The organism is Oceanospirillum sp. (assembly GCF_048265165.1).
Taxonomy (GTDB): domain Bacteria; phylum Pseudomonadota; class Gammaproteobacteria; order Pseudomonadales; family Halomonadaceae; genus Oceanospirillum.
Genome location: NZ_JBLXCD010000002.1, coordinates 540,673 through 565,532, shown reverse-complemented (window position 1 = coordinate 565,532; position 24,860 = coordinate 540,673). Strand labels below are relative to the sequence as shown.

The 24,860-nt window shown below is 48.4% G+C and carries 18 protein-coding genes; 15 read left to right on the top strand and 3 right to left on the bottom strand.

All coding sequences use genetic code 11. From position 1 onward, the window contains the following. Positions 1-12 precede the first annotated feature (12 nt). The 6 genes from atpA (at position 13) to glmS (ending at position 7,725) form a co-directional block, all read left to right on the top strand. Positions 13-1,557, top strand: a complete 1,545-nt coding sequence (gene atpA / locus ACN0R8_RS06130) for a F0F1 ATP synthase subunit alpha (RefSeq protein ID WP_417596093.1) — start codon at positions 13-15, stop codon at positions 1,555-1,557. Between the two features lie 70 nt (positions 1,558-1,627). Next, on the top strand, positions 1,628-2,485 hold the full coding sequence (gene atpG / locus ACN0R8_RS06125) for a F0F1 ATP synthase subunit gamma (RefSeq protein ID WP_417596091.1): 858 nt from the start codon (positions 1,628-1,630) through the stop codon (positions 2,483-2,485). A gap of 51 nt (positions 2,486-2,536) precedes the next feature. Continuing rightward, complete coding sequence (atpD, locus tag ACN0R8_RS06120; RefSeq protein ID WP_417596089.1) at positions 2,537-3,910, top strand: F0F1 ATP synthase subunit beta; 1,374 nt, start codon at positions 2,537-2,539, stop codon at positions 3,908-3,910. A gap of 35 nt (positions 3,911-3,945) precedes the next feature. Then, positions 3,946-4,371, top strand: coding sequence for a F0F1 ATP synthase subunit epsilon (locus ACN0R8_RS06115; RefSeq protein ID WP_078319713.1), 426 nt, complete (start codon positions 3,946-3,948; stop codon positions 4,369-4,371). 111 nt (positions 4,372-4,482) lie between these two features. Further along, positions 4,483-5,832: a bifunctional UDP-N-acetylglucosamine diphosphorylase/glucosamine-1-phosphate N-acetyltransferase GlmU gene (gene glmU / locus ACN0R8_RS06110; RefSeq protein WP_417596087.1), complete on the top strand. Its 1,350-nt coding sequence runs from the start codon at positions 4,483-4,485 to the stop codon at positions 5,830-5,832. Between the two features lie 69 nt (positions 5,833-5,901). Then, complete coding sequence (gene glmS, locus ACN0R8_RS06105; protein WP_417596085.1) at positions 5,902-7,725, top strand: glutamine--fructose-6-phosphate transaminase (isomerizing); 1,824 nt, start codon at positions 5,902-5,904, stop codon at positions 7,723-7,725. A gap of 92 nt (positions 7,726-7,817) precedes the next feature. Here the strand turns inward: glmS and ACN0R8_RS06100 are convergent, their stop codons facing one another. Then, positions 7,818-8,039 carry a PA3496 family putative envelope integrity protein gene (locus tag ACN0R8_RS06100; RefSeq protein ID WP_417596083.1) on the bottom strand — a complete coding sequence of 74 codons (222 nt, stop codon included), beginning with the start codon at positions 8,037-8,039 and terminating at the stop codon, positions 7,818-7,820. Between the two features lie 209 nt (positions 8,040-8,248). On the opposite strand from ACN0R8_RS06100, the gene hexR reads away from it, so the two are divergent. Beyond that, the gene (gene hexR / locus ACN0R8_RS06095) at positions 8,249-9,100 is read left to right on the top strand and encodes a transcriptional regulator HexR (protein ID WP_078319710.1); all 852 of its coding nucleotides are present in this window, start codon (positions 8,249-8,251) and stop codon (positions 9,098-9,100) included. 99 nt (positions 9,101-9,199) lie between these two features. On the opposite strand, the gene ACN0R8_RS06090 is transcribed toward hexR, so the two are convergent. Beyond that, positions 9,200-12,130, bottom strand: a complete 2,931-nt coding sequence (locus ACN0R8_RS06090; protein ID WP_417596081.1) for an EAL domain-containing protein — start codon at positions 12,128-12,130, stop codon at positions 9,200-9,202. Between the two features lie 216 nt (positions 12,131-12,346). Between ACN0R8_RS06090 and uvrD the strand changes: the two genes are divergently transcribed. Next, the gene (gene uvrD / locus ACN0R8_RS06085) at positions 12,347-14,566 is read left to right on the top strand and encodes a DNA helicase II (RefSeq protein ID WP_417596372.1); all 2,220 of its coding nucleotides are present in this window, start codon (positions 12,347-12,349) and stop codon (positions 14,564-14,566) included. Between the two features lie 172 nt (positions 14,567-14,738). Further along, positions 14,739-15,857 (top strand): TRAP transporter substrate-binding protein, encoded by a 1,119-nt coding sequence (locus ACN0R8_RS06080; protein WP_417596079.1) that lies wholly within the window; start codon positions 14,739-14,741, stop codon positions 15,855-15,857. Positions 15,858-15,991: 134 nt separating this feature from the next. Here the strand turns inward: ACN0R8_RS06080 and ACN0R8_RS06075 are convergent, their stop codons facing one another. Continuing rightward, on the bottom strand, positions 15,992-16,405 hold the full coding sequence (locus ACN0R8_RS06075) for an acyl-CoA thioesterase (RefSeq protein ID WP_417596077.1): 414 nt from the start codon (positions 16,403-16,405) through the stop codon (positions 15,992-15,994). 387 nt (positions 16,406-16,792) lie between these two features. Between ACN0R8_RS06075 and ACN0R8_RS06070 the strand changes: the two genes are divergently transcribed. The 6 genes from ACN0R8_RS06070 to cysZ all read left to right on the top strand — a co-directional run bounded on the left by ACN0R8_RS06070 (position 16,793) and on the right by cysZ (position 24,855). Then, positions 16,793-17,776 carry a PstS family phosphate ABC transporter substrate-binding protein gene (locus ACN0R8_RS06070; protein WP_417596075.1) on the top strand — a complete coding sequence of 328 codons (984 nt, stop codon included), beginning with the start codon at positions 16,793-16,795 and terminating at the stop codon, positions 17,774-17,776. A 136-nt stretch (positions 17,777-17,912) separates the two neighbouring features. Then, complete coding sequence (locus ACN0R8_RS06065; RefSeq protein WP_417596073.1) at positions 17,913-20,198, top strand: ABC transporter permease subunit; 2,286 nt, start codon at positions 17,913-17,915, stop codon at positions 20,196-20,198. Positions 20,199-20,224: 26 nt separating this feature from the next. Next, the gene (gene pstA / locus ACN0R8_RS06060; protein ID WP_417596071.1) at positions 20,225-21,901 is read left to right on the top strand and encodes a phosphate ABC transporter permease PstA; all 1,677 of its coding nucleotides are present in this window, start codon (positions 20,225-20,227) and stop codon (positions 21,899-21,901) included. A 294-nt stretch (positions 21,902-22,195) separates the two neighbouring features. Continuing rightward, positions 22,196-22,990 (top strand): phosphate ABC transporter ATP-binding protein PstB, encoded by a 795-nt coding sequence (gene pstB / locus ACN0R8_RS06055; protein WP_417596371.1) that lies wholly within the window; start codon positions 22,196-22,198, stop codon positions 22,988-22,990. A gap of 106 nt (positions 22,991-23,096) precedes the next feature. After that, positions 23,097-23,819 (top strand): phosphate signaling complex protein PhoU, encoded by a 723-nt coding sequence (gene phoU, locus ACN0R8_RS06050; RefSeq protein ID WP_417596069.1) that lies wholly within the window; start codon positions 23,097-23,099, stop codon positions 23,817-23,819. 253 nt (positions 23,820-24,072) lie between these two features. Beyond that, positions 24,073-24,855: a sulfate transporter CysZ gene (gene cysZ, locus ACN0R8_RS06045; protein WP_417596067.1), complete on the top strand. Its 783-nt coding sequence runs from the start codon at positions 24,073-24,075 to the stop codon at positions 24,853-24,855. The last annotated feature ends 5 nt before the right edge of the window (positions 24,856-24,860 follow it).

The following is a 24,860-nucleotide window of genomic DNA, read 5'->3' as shown; positions in this document are numbered from 1 at the left end:
GAGGGACATGGCATGCAGCAACTGAATCCATCTGAGATCAGCGAAATTATCAAGAAGCGCATCGAGAATACCGATGTTTCTTCTGAAGCCCGCACTGAGGGCACCATTGTAAGCGTATCTGACGGTATCGTAACCGTTCATGGTCTGGCTGACGTAATGTACGGGGAAATGATTGAGTTTCCTGGCAGCGTTTATGGCATGGCGATGAACCTGGAACGTGACTCCGTAGGTGCAGTAGTGTTGGGTGACTACCTGACACTGCAAGAAGGCATGACTGCCAAGTGTACTGGCCGCATCCTTGAAGTACCGGTAGGACCGGAACTGAAAGGTCGCGTTGTTGACGCACTGGGCAACCCTGTTGATGGCAAAGGTCCAATTAATGCCAAACTGACAGATGCCGTAGAAAAAGTTGCACCGGGTGTTATCGCCCGTCAATCGGTAGATCAGCCTGTTCAGACAGGTTATAAAGCGATTGATGCGATGGTACCGGTAGGTCGTGGTCAGCGTGAGCTGATTATTGGCGACCGTCAAATTGGTAAAACTGCTATCGCAATTGATGCGATCATTAACCAGAAAGACTCAGGTATTACCTGTGTTTACGTGGCGATCGGTCAGAAGCAGTCTACTATTGCAAACGTTGTACGTAAGCTGGAAGAGCATGGCGCGATGGAAAATACCATCGTTGTTAACGCCGGTGCTTCTGATCCTGCAGCAATGCAGTTCCTGGCTCCGTATGCCGGTTGTACTATGGGTGAATACTTCCGTGACCGCGGTGAAGATGCGTTGATCGTTTATGACGATCTGACTAAGCAGGCTTGGGCATATCGTCAGATTTCCCTGCTGCTGCGTCGTCCGCCAGGTCGTGAAGCATACCCAGGTGATGTTTTCTATTTGCACTCCCGTTTGCTGGAGCGTGCATCCCGTGTGAATGCTGAATACGTTGAGCAGTTCACGAAGGGCGAAGTGAAAGGTCAAACCGGTTCTCTTACCGCACTGCCTATCATTGAAACCCAGGGTGGTGACGTATCTGCATTCGTACCAACTAACGTGATCTCCATTACTGATGGTCAGATCTTTGTTGAGACCAATATGTTTAACGCGGGTATTCGTCCTGCAATGAACGCTGGTATCTCCGTATCACGTGTTGGTGGTGCAGCTCAGACTAAACTGATTTCGAAACTGGGCGGTGGTATTCGTCTGGCTCTGGCTCAGTACCGCGAGCTGGCAGCTTTCTCCCAGTTTGCTTCTGATCTTGATGAAGCAACCCGTAAGCAGCTTGAGCATGGTCAGCGCGTAACAGAGCTGATGAAGCAGAAGCAGTACTCACCAATGTCCATTGCTGAAATGGGTGTTGTTTTGTACGCCGCTAACGAAGGTTATCTGGACGATGTGCCAGTTAACAAAATTGGTGACTTCGAAACAGCTATTCTGGCTTATTTTAATGCGGAAAAAGCTGACTTTATGGCTGAAGTTAACCAATCTGGCGCTTTCAACGACGAAATCAAAGCTGGCTTTAAAGCTGGTGTTGAGCAATTCAAAGCAACTCAAACCTGGTAAGCGTTTTGCCCACAGCTCCGCTGTGGGCCGTTACTGAGTTAAGTTTGTTTTTTGAATAAGGCGAGATGCTATGGCAGTCGGAAAAGAGATTAAAAACCAGATCGCGAGCATCGGTAACACGCGCAAGATTACCAGCGCGATGGAGATGGTTGCCGCGAGTAAGATGCGCCGTGCACAGGATCGCATGGCCGCCAGCCAGCCTTATGCCAAACAGATTCGTAAAGTTGTAGGCCATATTGCGAATGCAACTCCGGAATATCGCCACCAGTATATGGAAGAGCGTGATGTAAAGCGTGTTGGTTACATCGTTGTTGCTTCCGATCGTGGTCTTTGTGGTGGTCTGAACGTTAACCTGTTCAAAGCACTGCTAAAGAGCATGAAAGAGTGGAATGAGAAAGGTGTGGAGCAGAAGTTCTGCGCAATCGGCTCTAAGGCTGTTACTTTCTTCCGTTCTTATGGTGGTGAAGTTCTGGCAACTAAAACCGGGCTCGGTGATGCCCCGGTTGCGAGCGATCTGATTGGTAGTGTCAAGGTAGTGCTTGATGCGTACGATGCCGGCGAACTGGATCGTGTTTACTTGGTTTATAACAACTTTGTAAACACTATGACCCAGAAGCCCCTCGTACAGCAGCTGCTGCCTTTGCAGGCTGAAGAGGAAACCACCTCTGATCACTGGGATTACCTGTACGAACCAGATGCCAAAGAGCTTCTGGATAAGGTACTGGTACGTTATGTCGAATCTCAAACGTATCAGGCAGTGGTCGAGAATAATGCTTGTGAACAATCTGCGCGTATGTTGGCCATGAAAAATGCGACCGATAACGCAGGTGACCTGATTAACAGCCTTCAGCTGGTTTACAACAAGGCACGTCAGGCTGCGATTACGCAGGAAATTTCCGAGATTGTTGGTGGAGCTGCGGCGGTTTAATCCGTAGCCATACACAAGCAGGTTTCAATTACAGGTTTAAGAGGAACCAAAATGAGTAGCGGACGTATCGTTCAGATTATCGGCGCCGTAATCGACGTGGAATTCCCACGTGATTCCGTGCCAAAAGTTTACGACGCGCTGACGGTTACTAACACCGAGATTACTCTAGAAGTTCAGCAACAGCTGGGTGACGGTGTTGTACGTACAATTGCGATGGGCTCTACCGAGGGTCTGAAGCGCGGACTGGAAGCAGTCAATACAAATAACCCAATTTCTGTACCGGTTGGTACAAAAACACTGGGTCGTATCATGGACGTTCTGGGTCGCCCTATCGATGAGAAAGGCGAGATCGGCGAAGAAGAACGTATGCCAATTCACCGTTCTGCACCAACTTACGCAGAACAATCAAACAGTACTGAACTGCTGGAAACCGGTATCAAGGTAATCGACCTTGTTTGCCCGTTTGCTAAAGGTGGTAAAGTTGGTCTGTTTGGTGGTGCCGGTGTTGGTAAAACCGTAAACATGATGGAGCTGATCCGTAACATCGCGATCGAGCACTCCGGTTTTTCCGTGTTTGCAGGTGTTGGTGAGCGTACTCGTGAGGGTAACGATTTCTACCACGAAATGACCGACTCAAACGTACTGGATAAAGTATCTCTGGTATATGGTCAGATGAATGAGCCACCGGGTAACCGCCTGCGTGTAGCTTTGACTGGTCTGACGATGGCAGAGAAATTCCGTGACGAAGGCCGTGACGTTCTGTTCTTTGTAGATAACATCTACCGTTATACTCTGGCGGGTACTGAAGTATCAGCACTGCTGGGTCGTATGCCTTCTGCAGTAGGTTATCAGCCTACGCTAGCGGAAGAGATGGGTGTACTGCAGGAGCGTATTACGTCAACTAAATCAGGTTCTATTACCTCTATTCAGGCGGTATATGTACCTGCGGATGACTTGACGGATCCATCTCCGGCAACAACCTTCTCTCACTTGGACGCAACAGTTGTACTGTCTCGTGATATTGCCTCTCTGGGTATTTACCCAGCGGTTGATCCACTGGATTCTACTTCTCGTCAGCTGGACCCTCTGGTTATTGGTCAGGAGCATTATGATGTTGCTCGTGGCGTACAGGGTACTCTGCAGCGTTACAAAGAGCTGAAAGATATTATTGCGATCCTGGGTATGGATGAGCTATCTGATGAAGATAAGCAGACCGTATCCCGTGCTCGTAAGATTCAGCGCTTCCTTTCTCAGCCGTTCTTCGTTGCTGAGGTATTTACCGGTGCACCTGGTAAGTATGTGTCTCTGAAAGACACTATTAGTGGCTTCAAAGGCATTCTGGATGGCCAGTATGACGAACTGCCTGAGCAGGCGTTCTACATGGTTGGCAGCATCGATGAAGCAGTAGAGAAAGCGAATAAATAAGTTCGCTTTTTCCCGGAAGTAAGAGAGGCGAGACCATGGCTATGACCGTCCACTGCGATATCGTAAGTGCCGAGGAGTCGATTTTCTCCGGCCGTGTGGAGCTGGTTGTTGCCGCCGGTGTGCTGGGTGACCTGGGTATTACCCCAGGCCACGCACCATTACTGTCGGAGCTACAACCGGGCCCTGTCCGAGTTAGCATACAGAGCGGTGGAGAAGAAATTTTCTACGTATCTGGCGGCTTTATTGAGGTTCAACCGAACCGTGTAACCGTACTGGCTGACTCTGCTGTTCGGGCTAAAGAGATTGATGAAGCTGAGGCTGCTGAGGCGAAAGCTGCAGCGGCACGCTCACTGAGTAATCAATCTTCTGAGTTCGAATACTCCAAGGCTGCGGCTGAACTGGCTCAGGCTGCTGCGCGTTTGCGTACAGTACAGCAGTTACGTCGGAAGCTGGGTGCTTAACAGTACCGAACAAAAAGGCGGCTTAGGCCGCCTTTTTTTTATCCGTAATTTGTCCTACTCTACCTTCCCCTTCTTTTCTGAATTTTTCTAACCCCGTTAAGGACCTACAGTATGGTGACTGATATTGTAATTCTGGCTGCAGGCCAGGGTACGCGTATGTGCTCTGATATGCCTAAGGTACTGCACGGCATTGCAGGTAAACCTATGGTTCAACATGTGTTGGATCAAGCTAAAATGCTGGATAACAGACGAGTCCATATTGTTATTGGTCACGGTGGAGACCAAGTTAAAGAAGCGCTTGCGGGTCAAGATGTTAACTTTATTGTGCAGCAAGAGCAGTTAGGCACAGGTCATGCTGTTGCTCAGGCACTGCCTTACCTAACCCAAGGCAGCCAGGTTTTAGTGTTATACGGTGACGTGCCTTTAACACCTTCGGTTATTTTTAAAAACTTGTTGGCTCAGGTTAATGACCAACAGATGGCCTTGTTGACGGTTAATCTTGTGAACCCCAACGGTTATGGCCGTATTGTTCGGGATGGGGCTGGTTTAGTCACAGCAATTGTTGAGCAGAAAGATGCCAATGATGAGCAACTAAAAATTCAAGAGATCAATACCGGCATTATGGCGTTAACGCAGCCTCAGCTGGCAGAATGGTTGCCAAAACTGTCCAGTGAAAATGCTCAAGGTGAGTATTATTTAACCGATGTTATCGCCATGGCGTCAAAATCTGGCGTAGCAATTAAAACGGCTCAACCTGATTTTGAACAGGAAGTACAAGGCGTTAATAATCGCCAACAACAAGCGGAACTGGAACGCTGGTATCAGCGCCAACTCGCCGAGCAGTTAATGATTGAAGGGGCTAGCTTAGCAGACCCAGCCCGTATTGATATTCGGGGTTCGCTTACGGTCGGGCGCGATTGTTTTATTGATATTAATACTCTGTTCGAAGGTGATGTTGTCTTAGGTGACGGGGTACAGATTGGCCCTAACTGTGTGATCAAAAACTCAACCCTTGGTGCTAACACTCAGGTCGATGCGAACAGTGTCATTGATGGTGCCAGTATTGCCGAATCTTGCTCTATTGGGCCTTTTGCACGCATCCGTCCAGCCAGTGAACTGAAAGCAGGCTCTAAGGTTGGTAACTTTGTTGAAACTAAGAAAAGTGTGATTGGTGCCGGTGCAAAGATTAACCACCTGACGTACATTGGTGATGCCAGTATTGGCGCTAAAGTAAATGTTGGTGCCGGAACCATTACCTGTAACTATGATGGTGTGAATAAATTTAAAACCGTCATTGGTGATGGTGCCTTTATTGGTTCAAACAGTTCCCTCGTTGCGCCAGTCTCCATTGGCACAGGTGCTGTGGTTGGGGCTGGCTCAACCATTACAAAAGATGTAGAAGCCGGTGCTCTGGCAGTGGGTCGCGGCAAACAGATCGCTAAGGTCGGTTGGAAGAAATAAACAGACCTGAGATTCAGCCGTTAACGAAAATATTCAGGTTTATCATCAGTTTTAGGAGAGTAATCCCCGATGTGTGGCATTGTAGGTGCGGTAGCACAAAGGCCTGTTTCTGGCATCTTATTGGAAGGACTGCGTCGCCTGGAGTATCGGGGGTATGATTCTGCAGGTCTTGCAGTCTTAGAGGGTGACACGATTCAGCGTTTGCGTCGGGCTGGCAAGGTTGCGAACCTGAGCCAGGCGGAACAGGACGCGCCACTTAAAGGGTTAAGTGGTATCGCACATACGCGCTGGGCGACTCACGGTAAGCCGACCGAGAACAATGCCCACCCGCATATGTCAGGTGATGATCTTGCCATCGTGCATAACGGTATTATTGAGAACTATGAACCGTTAAAACGAGAGCTTCAAGCCGAAGGCTATCAGTTCACCTCAGATACTGACACAGAAGTTATCGCCCATCTGGTTGCCCGTGCTATTCGAGAGGGAAGATCACTGCAAGATGCTTTCTTAGCGACGGTTTCCCAGCTTGAAGGCGCTTTTGCTTTAGGTGTTCTGCATAAAGATTACCCGAATCAAATTCTGGCATCCCGCAAAGGCAGCCCGCTGGTCGTGGGCGTTGGTATTGGCGAGAACTTTATCGCCTCAGACCAGATGGCACTACTACAGGCTACGGATCGTTTTATCTATCTGGAAGAAGGTGATTTTGTTCAGATTACACCTGATACCCTGACCATTTGGGATGCGGCGCTAAAGCAGGTCGACCGACCGGTAAAAACCTTTGAACATAATCTTTCTGTGGCGGATAAAGGTGAATTTCGTCACTTTATGATGAAAGAGATTTATGAACAGCCGGAAGTTGTTAAGGCAACCCTTCAAGGGCGTATCTCCGAGACACACTTGCTTGAACAGGCGTTTGGTAACGATGCCTGTAAGGTTTTTGATCAAGCACAGCATATTCAGATTATCGCCTGTGGCACCAGTTTTCATGCGGGGTTAGTCGCAAAATACTGGTTGGAAGATCTCGCCGGTGTTCCTTGCTCGATCGAAGTGGCCAGCGAATATCGTTATCGTAAGCATGTGATTCCAGCGAATACCCTGTTTGTCACCATCTCCCAGTCCGGTGAAACCGCCGATACCCTTGCAGCCCTGCGTGCCGTTAAAGATAAAGTGCTAGCCAGCCTGACAATCTGCAATGTACCCGGTAGCTCATTAGTCCGTGAGTCCGATCTTTGCTTAATGACCAATGCCGGGCCTGAAATTGGCGTTGCCTCCACTAAAGCTTTTACCACTCAGCTAGTTGCATTGCTCATGCTGTCTATCGCCCTGGCGCGTCGCCACGGACTGACAGAAGCGAAGGAAACAGAACTGGTACAGGCGCTGCATCAACTACCTGTGCTGTTGCTGGCAGCCGTTAAGCTCGATAAAGATATTGAAGTGTTATCGCAGGACTTTGCCGAGAAAAACCATGCCCTCTTTTTAGGCCGTGGCCCTCTGTACCCTATCGCAATGGAAGGGGCGTTGAAGCTAAAAGAGATCTCTTATATTCATGCGGAAGCCTACCCCGCCGGAGAGCTTAAACACGGCCCGCTGGCTTTAGTGGATAAAGAGATGCCGGTGATTGCCGTCGCGCCGAATAATGCGCTACTGGACAAACTAAAAGCGAATTTGCAGGAAGTTAAAGCCCGAGGTGGAGAGCTGTTTGTTTTCGCCGGAGCCGACCATATTAAACCGGAAGAAGGCTTAAAGGTTGAGCAAATGCCAAACGTGCCAGAGATTCTGGAACCCATTGTTTACACGATCCCTCTACAGCTATTGAGTTACCATGTTGCTGTGCTTAAAGGAACGGATGTAGATCAGCCAAGAAATCTCGCAAAATCAGTGACAGTCGAATAATCGTAATTAATCGGCCTGTTGTGTCAGGCCGATTACCGCTGCCCTGATAAAGGGTCTCTGCTTAAGCTAAAAAGAGTGCTCTTCCGGAAGCATCAGTGATTGACCTCTTCGTCTCCACAATAATCATCAAGCTCTTCTACGAGTCGCTTTTTCTCGAAATGTTTTTCGATACCGCGCCGAGCTTCAAGTTGTTTTAGTGCTTCACTTTTCTTACGTTCCTCATGTTCTTCAACTTCTATAGACATGAAGATATCGAAAATCTCATCTTTAACCTGATCTACTTTACCGTGGTCAACGGTGGGGTTGTGTCTCATATCAGCATCCTCCCCCAGGCTCTTCCTGAGGCTTGATTGATAAGTAAATGACAACCTGTATCGATTTAGGATTACCATCCTAATATAGCGTGTATGAAATTCCTGTGACAAGCTTGGTATTTTAACGTCGGAATAAAAAATGACGTTATGCCAAAGTTACAGGTAAAATAAACAGACGTCTAAGAGCTTAATTAACCAGTGGTAAACCGGTGAAAGAAAACATCCTGGAAAAGATCCATCACTCAAAAACACAGTTTCGCCGTTCGGAGCAGAAGGTTGCTGATTATGTGCTGAACCATGCAACGGATGTGATTCATATGCGTATTGTTGACCTGGCGACAGAAGCCAATGTCAGTGAGCCCACGGTTGTTCGCTTTTGTCGTGCATTAGGCTGTGATGGTTTTCAGGACTTTAAACTACGTTTAGCTCAGGTCCTGGCAAAAGAGACGCGTTTTGCTCAGTTCTCAATGAATCAGGATGATTCGGTCAGTGATTTTACCAACAGTATTTTTGATACGACAGCCAGCGCCTTACTTGCTGTTAAAAACCGTATCAATACTGAGAAAGTTCAGGAGGCGATCACCGCCTTGAGCAGTTCTGATCGGGTAGAATTCTTTGGTTTTGGGGCGTCGGGTGCTGTTGCTACCGATGCCCAGCATAAGTTTTTCCGCTTACAGATGTCCACAGCGGCTTACTCAGACCCTCATATGCAGAATATGTCGGCAGTAACTCTGTCGGATACTGATGTGGTTGTGGCGATCTCCCAGACTGGCCGGACAAAAGCATTGCTGCAAAGTATACAGTTGGTGCGTGAGGCGGGAGCTAATGTCATTGCCCTTTGCCCCAGCGGCTCACCTCTGGCAGAGCTGGCTACCATTCCTCTTTACATTGACGTGCCTGAAGATACTGAGATTTATACACCTATGACTTCACGCATTGCTCATCTGGTGATGATTGATGTTCTGGCAGTGGGTGTAGCCAAGATGCGCGGCCCGAAACTGGCGGAGCATCTTAAGGCTGTAAAGCGCAGCCTACACTCTCTCAGGCTGACAGATAGCTGAGGATTTGAACTAGAACATAACCAAACGGAGCATGATGCTCCGTTCTTAAATGGAATTTCCCCGCTACTTTATTGCTTTACCTGCACTTTATTTCTTTGCTTACACCTTGCTGTTGTACTGCTCAACCAACTCAAAGAATGTCTGGGCTGGCACGGGTGGGCTGATGTAGAAGCCCTGGGCAAAATCGCAACCATGCCGAATCAGGAACTCCAGCTGAGCCCGGGTTTCGACACCCTCAGCAACAATTCTCATCTCAAGATTGTGGCCTAGGGCGATGATGGCTTTTGTCAGTGTCGCTTGTTGAGGGTCAGGGCTGTTTATCTGTTTCAGAAAGCTTCGGTCGATCTTGAGTATGTCCAGTGGAAAACGCTGCAGATAGCTGAGAGATGAATAGCCGGTTCCAAAATCATCAATCGCCAGCGTGATGCCCAGTGCCCGGATCTGATCCAGCACCTCGACAGTGTGCTCGGGGTCGTCAATAAGAGAGCTTTCAGTAAGTTCCAGTTCAATCAGCTTATGGGGGATATCTGCTTCCCGAATAGTCTGATCAATAAAACTAACCAGATCATTATGTCTCAGTTGCTGAGCTGATAAGTTAACAGAGACCTTGATCTCAACACCCCTGTCCAGCCACTCTTTCACTTGCCGGCAAGATTTAATCAGCACCTGTTCACCCAAGGCTGCCACCAATCCTGTTTCTTCGGCGATGGGAATAAATGAGCCTGGCGAAATAAGGCCTGATTCAGGGTGGTTCCAGCGCACAAGGGCTTCAGCCTCAAATATCTGGTCTTTTTTGAGCGATACCTTAGGCTGATAGTAGACACATAATTCATCACGCTGGAGCGCTTTGCGAAGGTCGCTCTCCATTTTTAAGCGCTCCAGAGAGCCGGTTTGCAGTTCTTCTGAGTAGAACTCGAATCCTGAACCACCTAACTGTTTTACTTTATTGCGGGCCAGGTCTGCCTGGTTAACTAAAATATTAAGGCCACGAGTGTGCTTCGGAAACAGGCTGATACCTATACTGCAGGAGGTAATTAATTCATGGTTTTCGATTTTAAGTGGCGTATGAACCAGCTGATAGATCTGTTCAGCTAGCTCAGTAACGTCAGACTCCTGTTCATAGTGGTCTACAATCAGGGCAAACTCATCAGCCCCGAGGCGGGCAATAGTGTCTACGTTCTGAATCTGGTTGTTCAGGCGATTTGCTAGCTCTTTTAAGAGCTGGTCGCCGACATCATGTCCCAGTGTGTTATTAATCGCCTTGAACCGGTCAATATCTAGAAGTATTAAAGCCATTTTCCCGTTATTCAGGCGGGCCTGTGAAATAGCAATATGCAGTCGGTCTTTGAACTGGTTGCGGTTAGCAACCCCTGTCAGGTCGTCGTAGTTCGCCAGATAGCTGAGTTTCTCTTCCGCTTTTCTTCGCTGGGTCAGGTCTGAGAATATACCGACGTAGTGAGAGGCTTCACTCTGCTTGGAAGGTACACGATACACTTTCAGCCATTCAGGGAATTTATCACCATTTTTACGCTGCTCGATTAACTCACCTTCCCAGGCGCCGAGCTGGGTCAGTTGTTTGCGAATCTTTTTATTCAGCTCCTGATCAAGCTGCCATAGCGGGCTCTGGTCGAAAGGTGTGCCTTGCAACTCCTGACAAGAATAGCCTGTAATCTGGTAGAAGGCTTCATTGAGAGTGGTGATCACGAAGTCTTCATTAAGGATAAACATCGCCTCGCTGGAGCTTTCAAAAGCATGCCAGGCAAGGCGTAACCGCTCATCACGGGCAATCTGATCTGTCACGTCCCGACGGGTTCCGATCATTTTACGGGCCTTTCCGGACTGAGGATTGCGGTCGATTACTCTTCCGGTATCCTCCAGCCATCTCCATTGTCCACCTTTGTGACGGATGCGGAACTGAACTTTAAACTGATCAAGATAACCCTTCAGAGTATCCACCAATGCAGTTCTCAGTGCCGGATAATCATCTTTATGCACTAGGGGTTGCAGGTGTCCCATAAAGTGTGGAATTTCCTGCTCGGAGTAACCAAACAGCTGCTCAAAATGTGAGTGATAGATCTCATCTGTTTCCAGGTCCCACTCCCATAATCCCAGGTCACTGGCTTCGATTGCTTTGGAGTAGCGCTGGCGGTTACGCTCGAGGTCAATACTGGCCTGGCGCTGCTCTGATATTGCTGTTTTCAGGTGCTGGTTGGCTTCTGACAGAGCCTGTGTGCGCTCCTGAATCTGGTGTTCAAGGCTGGATTGTGCCTGTTGTAGTTTTTGTTCTGCGTCTGCTCTCGTTTTTGCCTCTGCTTCGAGTTGTTGGTTGAGCTGCTGAGTGATCTTCTGCTCGTGGCTAACCTGTTTTAGCAGTCGACGGTTATTAACATTCTGGCTCAGAGAGTTTTTAAGCAGCAGATGGTTGCGCCAGGCGCTATAGATCAGAAAACTGAGGAAAACCAGAATTACCGAGGGAGAAAGCAAAGGTTCCGGGCTATTAAACTCCCGCAATAGAAAAGGGATAAAGGCTGGTAGAACAAATCCAAGGTAACTGACAAGCAGTGCTGAAAAGATAGCACTGGCATAGAGAGCGAGCCCTGTTATGGCCAGAATAACCACAGACTGCAGCAAGATGCTGGCTTCAGGTGTTAGGCAGACCAGTAACACTCCCCAATAGCTGCCGACCAGAGCACCGCCTAAAGTGAAGAGATGCCGCCATCTGTTGAGCTTGCTGGCTGAGCTCGCGGCTGTATCAGAGGGCTTATGGTTTAGGTATTTCTGGAACCGGTTGTTAAGGTTAATGCCGCCCCACGTCAGTAAGGCGTAGGTCAGCAACCAGAGCCCCAATAGCATATTTGCTGTGGTATCCCACAGCAAAGTGCAACACACCAGGGCGCAGCCCATACCCAGCCGGTAGTATGTTGTGGAATCCCTGTATAACAATGTCAGTTGTTCGCAGAGCAAGGCCTGATCGAAGGAGGTCGCATCAGCCTGTTCCTGCAGAAAAGAGGACTCTTCAGGATAGGTCATGGTTAGTTATTACTCTGGTGTCGTCTTATTTTTGTTTTATGGGCTCAATTCCCTTAAGCCTCTAATGATTAAAGATAACAGATGCACCTTTGCTTCAGAATAGTCGGATAAAGGTTTTCAGTAACATATTGTGATAGAGTCTCGACGGTAAAAACGACCTTACAGCCTAGGCAATATGCCAGCTTTGCCCTGATCACTCGCCAAAATAACTGGAAGATTATGGAAGTTACACACCTTATCGACGCCCTGAATGATGCTCAACGTGAAGCGGTTACTGCACCGGCGCAACATATGCTGGTTTTGGCTGGCGCCGGCAGTGGTAAAACCCGGGTTCTGGTGCATAGGATAGGCTGGCTGGTGCAGGTCGAAGGTATCTCTCCTCACAGTATTATGTCGGTAACCTTCACCAACAAGGCTGCCGCAGAGATGCGGACCCGGTTGGAGGCTTTACTGGGCTTACCCATGCGTAACTTCTGGGTTGGAACATTTCACGGTATCGCACACCGTTTGCTGAGAACCCATTGGCGGGATGCCAAGTTACCGGAAAATTTCCAGATTCTGGACTCCGATGATCAGCTACGCCTGATAAAGCGTCTGATGAAAGATCATGGTATTGATGATGAGCGCTGGCCACCACGACAGGTTCAGGGGTATATCAATGGCCAAAAAGATGAAGGTCGCCGCGCGGGCTACTTTATGGATACAGGCGACCGCTTCACCGCCACCATGAATCATCTTTATAGTCTCTATGAAGAGCACTGTCAGCGTACTGGCCTGGTAGATTTTGGTGAGCTGTTACTGCGCGCCCATGAACTTCTCCGGGATAATCCTTTATTGCTGAAGCATTACCAGGAGCGCTTCCGTCATATTTTGGTGGATGAATTTCAGGACACCAACACTATTCAATATGCCTGGTTACGCCTGCTGACATCTGGTCATAATAACCTGCTGACTGTGGTGGGTGATGATGATCAGTCCATCTATGGCTGGCGTGGTGCAAAAGTTGAAAATATCCACCAGTTTGCCTCCGACTTTGATGGTAGTAAGACAGTTCGGCTGGAACAGAACTACCGCTCTACCGGCACCATTCTCGAAGCGGCAAATAGCCTGATTGCCAATAATTTTGATCGCATGGGTAAAGAGCTATGGACGGAGGGTAATGAGGGTGAACCCATCGCCCTGTATGCCGGTTTTAACGAACAGGATGAAGCGCGCTTTATCGTCAATACCATCGAAAAGTGGGTACAGGAAGGAGGCACCCGTTCTGAAACAGCCATTCTGTATCGCTCCAATGCCCAGTCGCGGGTGCTGGAAGAGGCCCTGATCCGTGCAGGAACCCCCTATCGGATTTATGGGGGACAGCGCTTTTATGAGCGTCTTGAAATTAAGAACGCCCTGGCCTACCTGCGCCTTATCCAGAGTAGAAACGATGATGCGGCTCTTGAACGTGTGATCAATACGCCGACCCGTGGTATTGGTGCGAAAACGATTGATACTCTGCGTGAACTGGCCCGTAATGAGGGTTGCTCACTCTGGGAAGCGGCGGGACACTGTATTGCCAATAAAATTTTACCGGCCCGAGCGTTATCCGCACTAAGTGGCTTTATGGCATTACTGGATCAACTGGAAGACTCCGGGCATGAGCTTAGCCTGCATGAGTTGGTAGATCATGTGAATGAAACGACCGGACTGGTTGAATTTCACCGTCAGGAGAAAGGTGAAAAAGGCCAGGCCCGGGTGGAAAACCTTGAAGAGCTGGTCACCGCAGCCCGGGGCTTTACGCCTTCGGAAGACCCGGTTGAAACCGATGAAGATGATGGGGTGGATACCCTGGTTATGCTGCAAAGTTTTCTTTCGGAAGCGGCGCTGGATGCGGGTGAGCAACAGGCAGATGAATATGAAGATGCCGTACAGCTGATGACACTGCATTCGGCAAAAGGTCTGGAGTTCCCACTGGTCTTTATGGCTGGTGTCGAAGAAGGGCTGTTTCCGCATAAGATGTCGATGGAAGACCCTTCACGGCTCCAGGAAGAGCGTCGTCTCTGCTATGTCGGAATCACTCGGGCTATGAAAAAGCTCTACATCACTTATGCAGAGATGCGCCGGCTGCATGGCCGGGAAACTTATAACACGCCTTCCCGCTTTGTTCGTGAAATCCCTGAGCATCTGCTGGAAGAGGTGCGCCTGCGCGGCCAGATCTCAAAGCCGGTCACCAGCAGTCGCCCGGGGTCTCAATGGAAGCCAACAGAAGCCCTAGACAGTGGTGATGGTGGCCCAGCACTGATGGTAGGCCAACGGGTTAAACATGCTGTTTTTGGTGAAGGCATTGTACTGAACTATGAAGGACAGGGCGCAAAGGCCCGAATTCAGGTGAATTTTGATAATGATGGTGAAAAATGGCTAATGGCAGGCTTTGCTAAATTGGAAGCCTTATAAAAGCTACAGCAGATGTAGCCACTGCTATTGACCCGGATCGTCTGCTGATCTTTACAGGCATTCAGGGTTTGATAACTCCGGAATAGTGTAACCTGACTGAAAATCTGATAATTTTAGTCGTGATACACTTAAAAAATGAAAACAAGAAAATAAAAATCAGGAGCTAAAAAGCATGAAGCGTCGTGAGTTTGTTACCGCACTGGGTGTGGGCGCAGCAGGTGCTGTACTGGCAGGTTGTACCGGTTCTGAATCGGGCAGTGAAAAACAGCAGGCAAGCGCAAAGCAAGAAAAAATTAAATGGAAAATGGTGACTACCTGGCCTAAGAACTTTCCAGGCTTAGGTACCGCAGCGAACAGTCTTGCAGAAAAGATCACCAAAATGAGCGGCGGTCGTCTGGAAATTAAGGTTTATGGGGCTGGAGAACTGGTACCTGCGTTTGGCGTGTTTGATGCGGTATCAGAAGGTACGGCACAAATGGGGCATAGTGCTTCGTATTACTGGAAGGGTAAGGCACCGGCTGCACAGTTTTTTGCTGCCGTTCCTTTTGGCTTGAACGCACAAGAGATCGCTAGCTGGATCTACTACGGTGGTGGTCTTGAGCTGTGGAAAGAGGTTTATGAGCCATTTAACCTGATTCCTACTGCGGTAGGTAATACCGGTGTTCAGATGGCGGGCTGGTTCAATAAAGAAGTTAACTCACTGGATGATCTGAAAGGCCTTAAAATGCGCATTCCAGGTTTAGGCGGTGAGGTGCTTAACCGAGCAGGCGGTACGGCGGTTAGTCTGCCGGGATCTGAGCTGTTTACCTCGCTGCAAACTGGTGCAATCGATGCGACAGAATGGGTTGGCCCATACAACGATAAAGCTTTCGGCCTTTATAAAGCAGCCAAATATTACTACTACCCTGGCTGGCATGAGCCGGGTTCTGTACTGGAAGGCATGATCAATAAAACGGCGTTTGAAGCACTTCCTGCTGATCTTCAGGAGGTTGTTATGGTCGCAACTCGTGCTGCCAACCAGGATATGATGGATGAGGTAACTTATCGCAATGCAGTGGCACTAAAAGAGCTGGTCAATGATCACGGTGTTGAGCTGCGAGAGCTGCCTTCTGATGTTTATCAGGAGCTGCGGACCATTTCTGATGAAGTGGTATTTGAAGAAGCGCAAAAAGATGATCTGAGCCGTCGTATCTACGACTCCTTTATAAACTTCCGTAATCTGTCTGATGATTATCAGAAGATCTCTGAATACGCTTATCTGAACGGTCGTTTAATGACAGGTAAGGGATAACGTTTCTCTTTACGTGTCTAGTCTCTCCTTACGAGTCTAAGTAAGAGTGGCTAAAAACAAAAAAGAGGCTGGTTTTTATCAGCCTCTTCTTTTGCGGAATAAAATTGTTCCATTTTCTAATACTGAAAACCTGCTCAGGATTCCGGTACAGCGCGAATCCGGCCATTGCCGTCAATGGCGACCATCACAAACTTAGCATCAGATACCTTAAACATTTCCTGTTCGTCACTTTCAAATGGCGGCTGAATCCAGGCCTCGACACGGACGCTAATCGAGCTGTGGCCCACCTCTTTAACATGGGTATAGATGCCGACAGTTGACCCGATGCGAACCGGACATAGAAAGTCCATCTCGCTGATGGCTACGGTTGCGGTGCGCCCTTTCGCCAGCTTGCCTGCGCTGATCTCTGCAGCTAGATCCATCTGAGACACTAACCAACCACCGGCAATATCACCATAGATATTAGTGTCCTGAGGTGTTGCAGCGATCTTCAGTGTCAGCTCACCCAAGGGTGAAGGAATATCTTCAATATTATCGACGTTGCTCATTAGCTTTTCTTATTTGTCTGAGTGTGTTGTCAGGTCTGACTGAACCAGATTTCAGGTACGCCGACTGCGCGGCGGGGCTCTATCAAGCATTTTTTATCTGTCAGGCGCAGACTATCACTAAATTCTTTAACTATCACTATTCCCTATGACCACTGAGCCAGATAGGAACCTTTTATGGGTTATCGGCCAAGGGTATCAGAGGCTCCGTATAGAACTGGGATTGCCTGATGGCAAGGTTTCTGTCGGTTACAAAAAGAGTTTCTTCATTGAATATGACATTCATATAACTGTCACAAAGCCTGCCTATAGTATGCCCATAGCAAGATTAATAGTAATACGCATCTTATTTAGTCAAATAGAAAACGGACGTAATGTTCAGGAGATAACATGAAAATGAAGAAGATGATTGCAGCGGTTTCTCTGGTTGCTGCAGGTACTGTTACAGCTGTTACGGCCAATGCTGCCGCTAAAGTTGATCCGAATCTGCCAAGCTATGAAAAAGCAAGTGGTGTCTCCGGGAATCTGTCTTCCGTTGGTTCTGATACTTTGGCTAACCTGATGACTCTATGGGCAGAAGAGTACAAGCGTACTTACCCGAATGTAAATATTCAGATTCAGGCAGCGGGCTCTTCAACTGCGCCACCGGCTCTGACTGAAGGTACGGCTAACCTGGGGCCAATGAGCCGTAAAATGAAAGATAAAGAGCTGGAAGCATTTGAAAACCGCTTTGGCTATAAGCCAGTTCCAGTTCCGGTAGCAATCGATGCCCTGGCTGTATTCGTGCACAAAGATAACCCGATCAAAGGCCTGAGCATTGAGCAGGTTGATGCGATTTTCTCTTCTACCCGTAAGTGCGGTGCTCCATCTGATGCTAATAAATGGGGTGACCTGGGCCTGACCGGTTCTTGGGCAAATCGTGATATCCAGTTGTACGGCCGTAACTCAGTATCCGGTACCTATGGTTACTTTAAAGGTAAGGCGCTGTGTAAGGGCGACTTCAGAAATAATGTTAATGAACAGCCTGGTTCAGCATCTGTTGTACAGTCTGTGAGTACCTCTATTAACGCAATTGGTTACTCTGGTATGGGCTATAAGACATCCAGTGTACGGGCAGTACCTCTGGCTAAGAAAGAAGGTCAGCCGTACTACGAAGCAAATAGCGAGAATGCGATCAGCGGTAAATTCCCTCTGTCCCGTTTCCTGTATGTTTATGTCAATAAAAAGCCTAACCAGCCATTACAGCCTCTTGAGCGCGAATTCATCAAGATGGTGATGTCCAAGCAAGGACAGGAAGTGGTCGTGAAGGATGGTTATGTGCCTCTTCCATCTGCTGTTGCTGAGAAAACCCTGAAAGCTCTGGGTATTAAGTAATTCGGATCGGATAGACGAGACAAGGACGTTAAGTTTGAGTGTGTCATAAAAGGGCGGGCGTTAGCCGGCCCTTTTTTGTTCTGGGTCGCCTGTCCGGTGTCATACAACTGTCATATAAGTGCAGTATTTTTCCGCTATGAAAGAAAATAGCCCAAACGCCCCCGTCATCGATTTTGATACTCCGGCACTACGTATGCACCGGAAAGTCAGATCGTTAAAAGATAAGATTGCCGAAATTGGTATTGGTATTGGTGGTATCAGTGTGATTATTGCGATCCTGCTGATTTTTATCTACCTGCTATACGAAATCATCCCTCTGATGAAGTCGGCGAGTGTTGAACCTGTTGTGGAATATCAGATGCCCGCAACATCTGTACGACCGGATGAGGCGAGAACGCTCTATCTGGCGACAGAAGAACAGGCAGAAGTTGCCATGCGCCTGACCAGTGTTGGTGAGGTCGTCTTTTTTAGTGTTGCTAACGGTCAGGTTATCGACCGTGTACAGCTTAATGTTCCACAAGGTGTCGATCTGCTATCCGTGCAGTCATCAGGCCCGTCTAAAAAGCTGCTGGCATTGGGGCTTTCTGATGGTCGTGTGCTGCTGATTAAAGATCGTTACCGGATCACCTACCCGAATGATGAACGTTTAATTACCCCGCGCATTGATTACCCTTATGGCGAAGAGCCGCTGGTAATTAGTGAAGCCGGTAGTGGCCTGAGCAAAATTGCGGTTAGTGAGACGGACTCAAGCTTACTTATATCTGCAGTGTCCACCGATAAAAAAGCTTACTTGGTTCAGTATCTGAAAGAAGAGTCTCTGTTGGGGGATGTCACCATTGAGCGTAACTCTCTGCAGTTGCCGGTGATTGAGAATGATATCCATAGCATTCTGATTGGCCCTGACCAGAACTGGATTTATATGGTTAGCAACAAAGGCTCAGTTGATGTTGTTGATACCCGGGATATGGATACACCAAAGCTGAATGCTCGCCTGAAAATTACCGAGCAGAACAGTGGTATTGGTGATGTGGCGCTACAATTGGGTGGCATCTCCCTGTTAGTAGGGGATAAGAACGGTCAGTTGTCTCAGTGGTTTTTGGTGCGTGATGACCAGAATGAATGGGGACTGAAACATATCCGTAGCTTTGAACATGACGGAACGCCGGTCGCGATGATGTTACCTGAACATCGCCGTAAAGGCTTTCTTATGCTTGATGAGAAAGGACAGCTGAGCATCTACAGTACCACCGCTCAACGTACCATGCTGACGGAAAAAGTTTTGGGTGCGGCACCTGTTGCCGGAGCCATCAGCCCACGTGCTGACTATCTTTTGCTGGAGCGTCAGGACGGCATGCTGCAGGCATTGGAGGTTTATAACAAACACCCGGAGGTCTCATGGACATCGCTATGGGATAAAGTCTGGTATGAGAGCTATGAAGAGCCCGCTTATACCTGGCAGTCTTCGGCTTCTAACAACGAGTTTGAACCTAAATATAGCCTGATGCCTCTGGCTTTTGGCACCCTTAAGGCGGCCTTCTACGCCATGATAGTGGCGACGCCACTGGCAATTTGTGGTGCTATTTATACCGCTTACTTTATGGCGCCAGCACTGCGTCGCAAAATTAAGCCTGTGATTGAACTGATGGAGGCATTGCCAACCGTTATTCTGGGCTTTTTGGCCGGTCTGTTCCTGGCACCCTTCCTGGAAAATAACCTACCGGGAGTCTTTGCTCTGCTGATCCTGCTACCGATTGGCATGGTTGGTTTTGGCTTTGCCTGGGCCCAGATGCCAGACAGAATCCGGCATGCAGTACCTGATGGCTGGCATGCACTACTGATGGTTCCGGTTGTACTTCTGGTGAGCTGGTTTGCTTTGGGTATGAGCTCCACATTAGAAATCGCCCTGTTTGACGGTAACGTACGCTCCTGGCTGACGGATGAAATGGGTATTCCTTTTGATCAGCGTAATGCTCTGGTTGTAGGCCTTGCAATGGGGTTTGCTGTAATTCCTACGATATTCTCCATTACAGAAGATGCCATCTTTGCCGTACCTAAGCATCTGAGCTACGGCTCGCTGGCGCTAGGCGCAACTCCTTGGCAAACCTTAACGCGGGTCATTCTGCCAACAGCCAGTCCGGGCATTTTCTCTGCGGTGATGATCGGTATGGGGCGTGCTGTAGGTGAAACCATGATTGTACTGATGGCTACCGGTAATACCCCGATTATGGATGTGAATATCTTTGAAGGGATGCGGACACTGGCAGCTAATATTGCGGTAGAGATTCCTGAGTCAGCAGTGGGCAGTACTCACTACCGGATTCTGTTCCTCGCTGCATTTGTACTCTTTATGTTTACGTTTGTTGTGAACACCCTGGCAGAAGTTATTCGTCAGAGATTGCGTAAAAAATACGGCGCTCTGTAAGCGACTCGGAGTGAAAGGAAAAAGTTATGCGTGAATCATTAGGTAACTGGACAAAAAGCGGGTCCCCCTGGATCTGGCTGAATGCCGGTGCTGTGGCGATCAGTGTGATTATGGTAATTGGCCTTCTGGCGCTGATTGCTGTACGGGGGCTGGGGCATTTTTGGCCAGCTTCCATTATGGAGGCCGATGTCAGAGAGCTGAATGGCAACAGTTTCCATTTGGTTGGTGAGAAGGTTGAAACCGTGTCTGTTCCTGTGGAACAGGTGCGGGCAGCCGGTATTGATATAGATACTGATCAGGAGCTGGTTGATCGCCATCTGATAAAAATTGGCAACCGTGACGTGCACGGTACAGATTTCCGTTGGGTACTGGAGGACTTTATTAAAGAGGTTCGCTACCCGGAAAATCTGATCGCTGTTGAGCGCCATGAGTGGGGTAACTTCTACGGTTATTTGTTGGCCCTGAAGGAAAAGGACAAAACCGTAGCCGTTCAGGCTGTAGGCGAAAATAGTGTCTGGCCTGAATTTAAGAAACGTGTTGATCGTGCGGTTGAGATCCATGATGAGATTTATCAGATCGAAAAGCATGAAATCGGTCGCATTAATTACGCGATTGAGCGTTTACGCTTAAAAGAGCGTCGCCTGGAAATTGATGGTGAGAATACTCCTGAGAACCTTGCGGAGCTAAATGCTGAGCGGTCAGTATTAGATGCTGAATATGAGGTGTTGCAGCAGCAGTTGGCAGACCTTTACATCGCCGCGAATCGTGACAGTTTTGTTGCCCGTGCGATGAATGGTCAGGAAATCGAAGTTTCCATGAGCAAGGTGGTGCGTGTTTACCAGCCAAACCGCATGGATATACTGGATAAGATGGGCTTCTACAGTGCAAAACTCTGGGAGTTTGCCTCAGACGATCCCCGCGAAGCGAATACCGAAGGTGGTATTTTTCCAGCGATCTTCGGTACCGTCATGATGGTGTTGCTGATGTCAGTTCTGGTGACTCCTTTTGGTGTTATCGCTGCTGTTTACCTGCGTGAATATGCTAAACAGGGTTTTACTACCCGCATGATTCGTATCGCAGTGAACAACCTGGCAGGTGTACCTTCCGTTGTTTATGGCGTATTTGGTCTTGGCTTCTTTATCTACTTCCTGGGTGGCAATATCGATCAGCTGTTTTTCCCGGAAGCACTGCCAGCTCCAACATTTGGTACACCAGGACTTATGTGGGCATCCCTGACACTGGCGCTGCTAACGGTCCCCGTTGTTATTGTCGCGACGGAAGAGGGTCTGGCCCGTATACCTCGTTCGGTACGTGAAGGTTCTCTGGCTCTGGGTGCGACGAAAGCGGAAACGTTATGGCGTGTGGTTCTGCCGATGGCAAGTCCAGCCATGATGACTGGGGTTATTCTGGCGGTGGCTCGGGCAGCAGGTGAAGTAGCACCTCTTATGTTGGTGGGTGTCGTTAAGCTTGCACCAAGTTTGCCTCTGGATGGCAACTACCCGTTTATCCATCTGGATCAGAAATTTATGCACCTAGGCTTCCATATTTATGATGTGGGTTTTCAGAGCCCGAATGTTGAAGCAGCCCGGCCGCTGGTTTATGCCACGGCGCTACTTCTGGTGATTGTGATCGCACTGCTTAACTTTAGTGCTGTTGCTATCCGTAACCATCTGCGCGAAAAGTATAAATCACTGGAAATGTAACCTCTGATTAACAGGCGTTGTGTAAGAGCCGCAGGGAAAACCTGCGGTCATGGCATAAGGCAAGCCATTTACTGAAACGCAGTTAGACTGAATAACGAATTTAAAGAGAGTATTCCTATGGAAGCTCAGGCTGAAAATAAAGTAACCGAGGCGCCGGTAGCGACTGGCGCACAGACTCAAGATCCGGCTAATAACGCGACAGGTTCTTCTATGACTGATACCCCAAATGTGACCGGCAGCCAGGGTAAGCCCGCTGCACATGAAACCAAAAGCCATAGCATCGACATCAGCTCAATGAATCGTGGCGAAGGCAGTAGTCTGTCACTGGAACAGGAAACAACCTGTTTAGATGTTCGTAATATGGATCTTTTTTATGGCGATAAACAAGCGCTGTTTGATGTCAATATGACGATCCCTAAACAAAGGGTAACCGCCTTTATTGGGCCTTCCGGTTGCGGCAAGTCTACGCTGTTACGAAGTCTGAACCGTATGAATGACCTGGTGGATGGCTGCCGCATCACCGGTGAAATCAATATGGAAGGTCAGAATATCTACCAAAAAAATGTTGATGTAGCAGAGTTGCGTCGCCGTGTTGGTATGGTGTTCCAGAAGCCCAATCCATTCCCGAAATCTATCTATGAGAATGTGGCGTACGGCCTGCGTATTCAGGGTATCAATAAAAAGCGTATTCTGGATGAAGCGGTTGAATGGGCACTGCGTTCTGCAGCGCTTTGGGATGAAGTAAAAGACAGGCTGCATGAAAGTGCCCTGGGTATGTCCGGTGGTCAGCAGCAACGTCTGGTCATCGCCCGTACCATCGCAGTAAAACCTGAAGTGTTGCTATTGGATGAACCCGCCTCCGCGCTGGATCCGATTTCGACGCTGAAAATCGAAGAGCTGATCTATGAGCTCAAGGATAAGTTTACTATCGCCATTGTTACTCACAACATGCAACAGGCCGCACGTGTCTCTGACTACACGGCCTTTATGTATATGGGCAACCTGATTGAGTTTGGTAACACCGATATGCTGTTTACCAACCCGAAAGAGAAGAAAACCGAAGATTATATTACGGGGCGTTACGGTTAAATAAGAGGTCTTAGTGGCTGGTCAGACCTAATGACTGGTAGGCTTTTTTATAACGTCTTTTTGGTTTTAACACTTATTTTGGTTTGCACAGATACAAGGTATTACCATGGAAATCACAACAGAAACCCATAGCCATCACATATCCCAGCAGTTTAATAACGAGCTGGAAGACCTGAAAACCCATCTTCTGGCCATGGGTGGCCTGGTAGAGAAGCAGGTTCAGGATGCGATTTACGCGCTGACCGAAGGCGATAGCGCTGTTGCTGAGGAAGTACGCGCTAACGACCGTAATATTAATGAAATGCAGATCCGAATTGACGAAGAATGTACCCGGATTTTGGCACGACGCCAGCCTGCCGCCAGTGATTTACGTTTAGTGATGGCCGTTACCCGTGCAACGTCGGATCTGGAGCGTATTGGTGATGAGGCGTCTAAAATTGCCCGCCATGCAATTCAGCTGGCTGAAGAAGGCGAGCCACCCCGGGGCTATATTGAAACGCGTCATATCGGCAATCATGTGCGTAATATGGTGAAAGATGCTCTGACCGCCTTCGCCCGCTTTGATACGGATCTGGCCCTGAAGGTTGCTCAGGAGGATAAAGCCGTAGATCTGGAATACCGGTCTGCCATGCGGGCATTAGTGACCTTTATGATGGAAGATCCTCGGTCCATCAGCCGTGTACTGAGCATTATCTGGGTATTGCGCGCCCTGGAACGTATCGGTGATCACGCAGATAATATCGCAGAGTACGTGATTTATTTGGTAAAAGGTATGGATGTCCGTCACTCCTCACCGGAAACCATCGAACAGCGTCTGAGTAACGATTAAGCACCATAGCCCACGGGTTAAAGGGGCGGCTTCGGCTGCCTTTTTTTGTGTCTGTTATCTTTGATGATCAAAAATTTAAGAACATCTGATATTTTGATTTATTAAAAGGGGGTCGTTATGCCTGCTTTCTATCAAAACAAGGTAAGTTGGAACTTTATTGCCGGTTATGGGTAGAGGTATTATCCCCGCTGGGCCACTTCGGGATAAATATCCCAGCCCCGGTTCAAACCGTTAATGCTGCGACAGAGGTTTTATGACACATCTTTTTTCAGGCCCAGCCTCTTTGGCTGCGGGTTTCCGGTTGATTACTATGCCGGGTATGAAGCGTTTTGTTCTAGTGCCTTTACTGAGCAATATTATTATTCTTTCGGTTTTTATATGGCTGACACTGGGTCTTATTGATGGCTGGCTGGACAGTCTGATCGCTTTTCTGCCGGAATGGCTGAGTTTTCTTGGCTGGCTGCTATGGCCGCTGGCATTGATCGCAATGCTGGGTTTTGTGTTATACGGCTTTAATGCCACAACGGCACTGATTGCGGCACCTTTTAATGGCTTGCTGGCGGAAAAAATTGAACTGAAGCTGCGTAATGGGCACGTAGATTTCCCGGATGAAACAATAGCCGAGATGGCAAAACGTTCATTGCACCGGGAGCTTCAGAAACAGTGGTTCTTCCTGAAGCGGGTTGTACTCCTTCTCATTATTAGCTTTATTCCTGTTGTAAACCTGATCAGTCCTATTTTGTGGTTTATGTTTTCAGTCTGGATGCTTTCTATTCAGTATATGGACTACCCGATGGACAACCATAAAATAGACTTTCATGCGATGCAGCGTCGTCTAAAGCAAAACTGGTGGCATACCGCCAGCTTTGGATTGGTTTGCTATCTTCTGATGTTTATCCCCTTTATTAATCTTATTTTTATGCCTGCTGCCGTTGCCGGTGCAACCTGGTTATGGGTGCAGCAGTTGTCCGTGCATCCAGATGCGAACCTGAGTACCGTATCGTTAAATGCGCCATCTGGAATGAAAGATATTTGAGAGAG

What these genes read in the sequence shown, in the direction of transcription:
- atpA (WP_417596093.1), top strand. Translation starts at nt 13, where the DNA reads ATGCAGCAACTGAATCCATCTGAGATCAGCGAAATTATCAAGAAGCGC.
- atpG (WP_417596091.1), top strand. Translation starts at nt 1,628, where the DNA reads ATGGCAGTCGGAAAAGAGATTAAAAACCAGATCGCGAGCATCGGTAAC.
- atpD (WP_417596089.1), top strand. Translation starts at nt 2,537, where the DNA reads ATGAGTAGCGGACGTATCGTTCAGATTATCGGCGCCGTAATCGACGTG.
- ACN0R8_RS06115 (WP_078319713.1), top strand. Translation starts at nt 3,946, where the DNA reads ATGGCTATGACCGTCCACTGCGATATCGTAAGTGCCGAGGAGTCGATT.
- glmU (WP_417596087.1), top strand. Translation starts at nt 4,483, where the DNA reads ATGGTGACTGATATTGTAATTCTGGCTGCAGGCCAGGGTACGCGTATG.
- glmS (WP_417596085.1), top strand. Translation starts at nt 5,902, where the DNA reads ATGTGTGGCATTGTAGGTGCGGTAGCACAAAGGCCTGTTTCTGGCATC.
- ACN0R8_RS06100 (WP_417596083.1), bottom strand. Translation starts at nt 8,039, where the DNA reads ATGAGACACAACCCCACCGTTGACCACGGTAAAGTAGATCAGGTTAAA.
- ACN0R8_RS06090 (WP_417596081.1), bottom strand. Translation starts at nt 12,130, where the DNA reads ATGACCTATCCTGAAGAGTCCTCTTTTCTGCAGGAACAGGCTGATGCG.
- ACN0R8_RS06080 (WP_417596079.1), top strand. Translation starts at nt 14,739, where the DNA reads ATGAAGCGTCGTGAGTTTGTTACCGCACTGGGTGTGGGCGCAGCAGGT.
- ACN0R8_RS06075 (WP_417596077.1), bottom strand. Translation starts at nt 16,405, where the DNA reads ATGAGCAACGTCGATAATATTGAAGATATTCCTTCACCCTTGGGTGAG.
- ACN0R8_RS06070 (WP_417596075.1), top strand. Translation starts at nt 16,793, where the DNA reads ATGAAAATGAAGAAGATGATTGCAGCGGTTTCTCTGGTTGCTGCAGGT.
- ACN0R8_RS06065 (WP_417596073.1), top strand. Translation starts at nt 17,913, where the DNA reads ATGAAAGAAAATAGCCCAAACGCCCCCGTCATCGATTTTGATACTCCG.
- pstA (WP_417596071.1), top strand. Translation starts at nt 20,225, where the DNA reads ATGCGTGAATCATTAGGTAACTGGACAAAAAGCGGGTCCCCCTGGATC.
- pstB (WP_417596371.1), top strand. Translation starts at nt 22,196, where the DNA reads ATGAATCGTGGCGAAGGCAGTAGTCTGTCACTGGAACAGGAAACAACC.
- phoU (WP_417596069.1), top strand. Translation starts at nt 23,097, where the DNA reads ATGGAAATCACAACAGAAACCCATAGCCATCACATATCCCAGCAGTTT.
- cysZ (WP_417596067.1), top strand. Translation starts at nt 24,073, where the DNA reads ATGACACATCTTTTTTCAGGCCCAGCCTCTTTGGCTGCGGGTTTCCGG.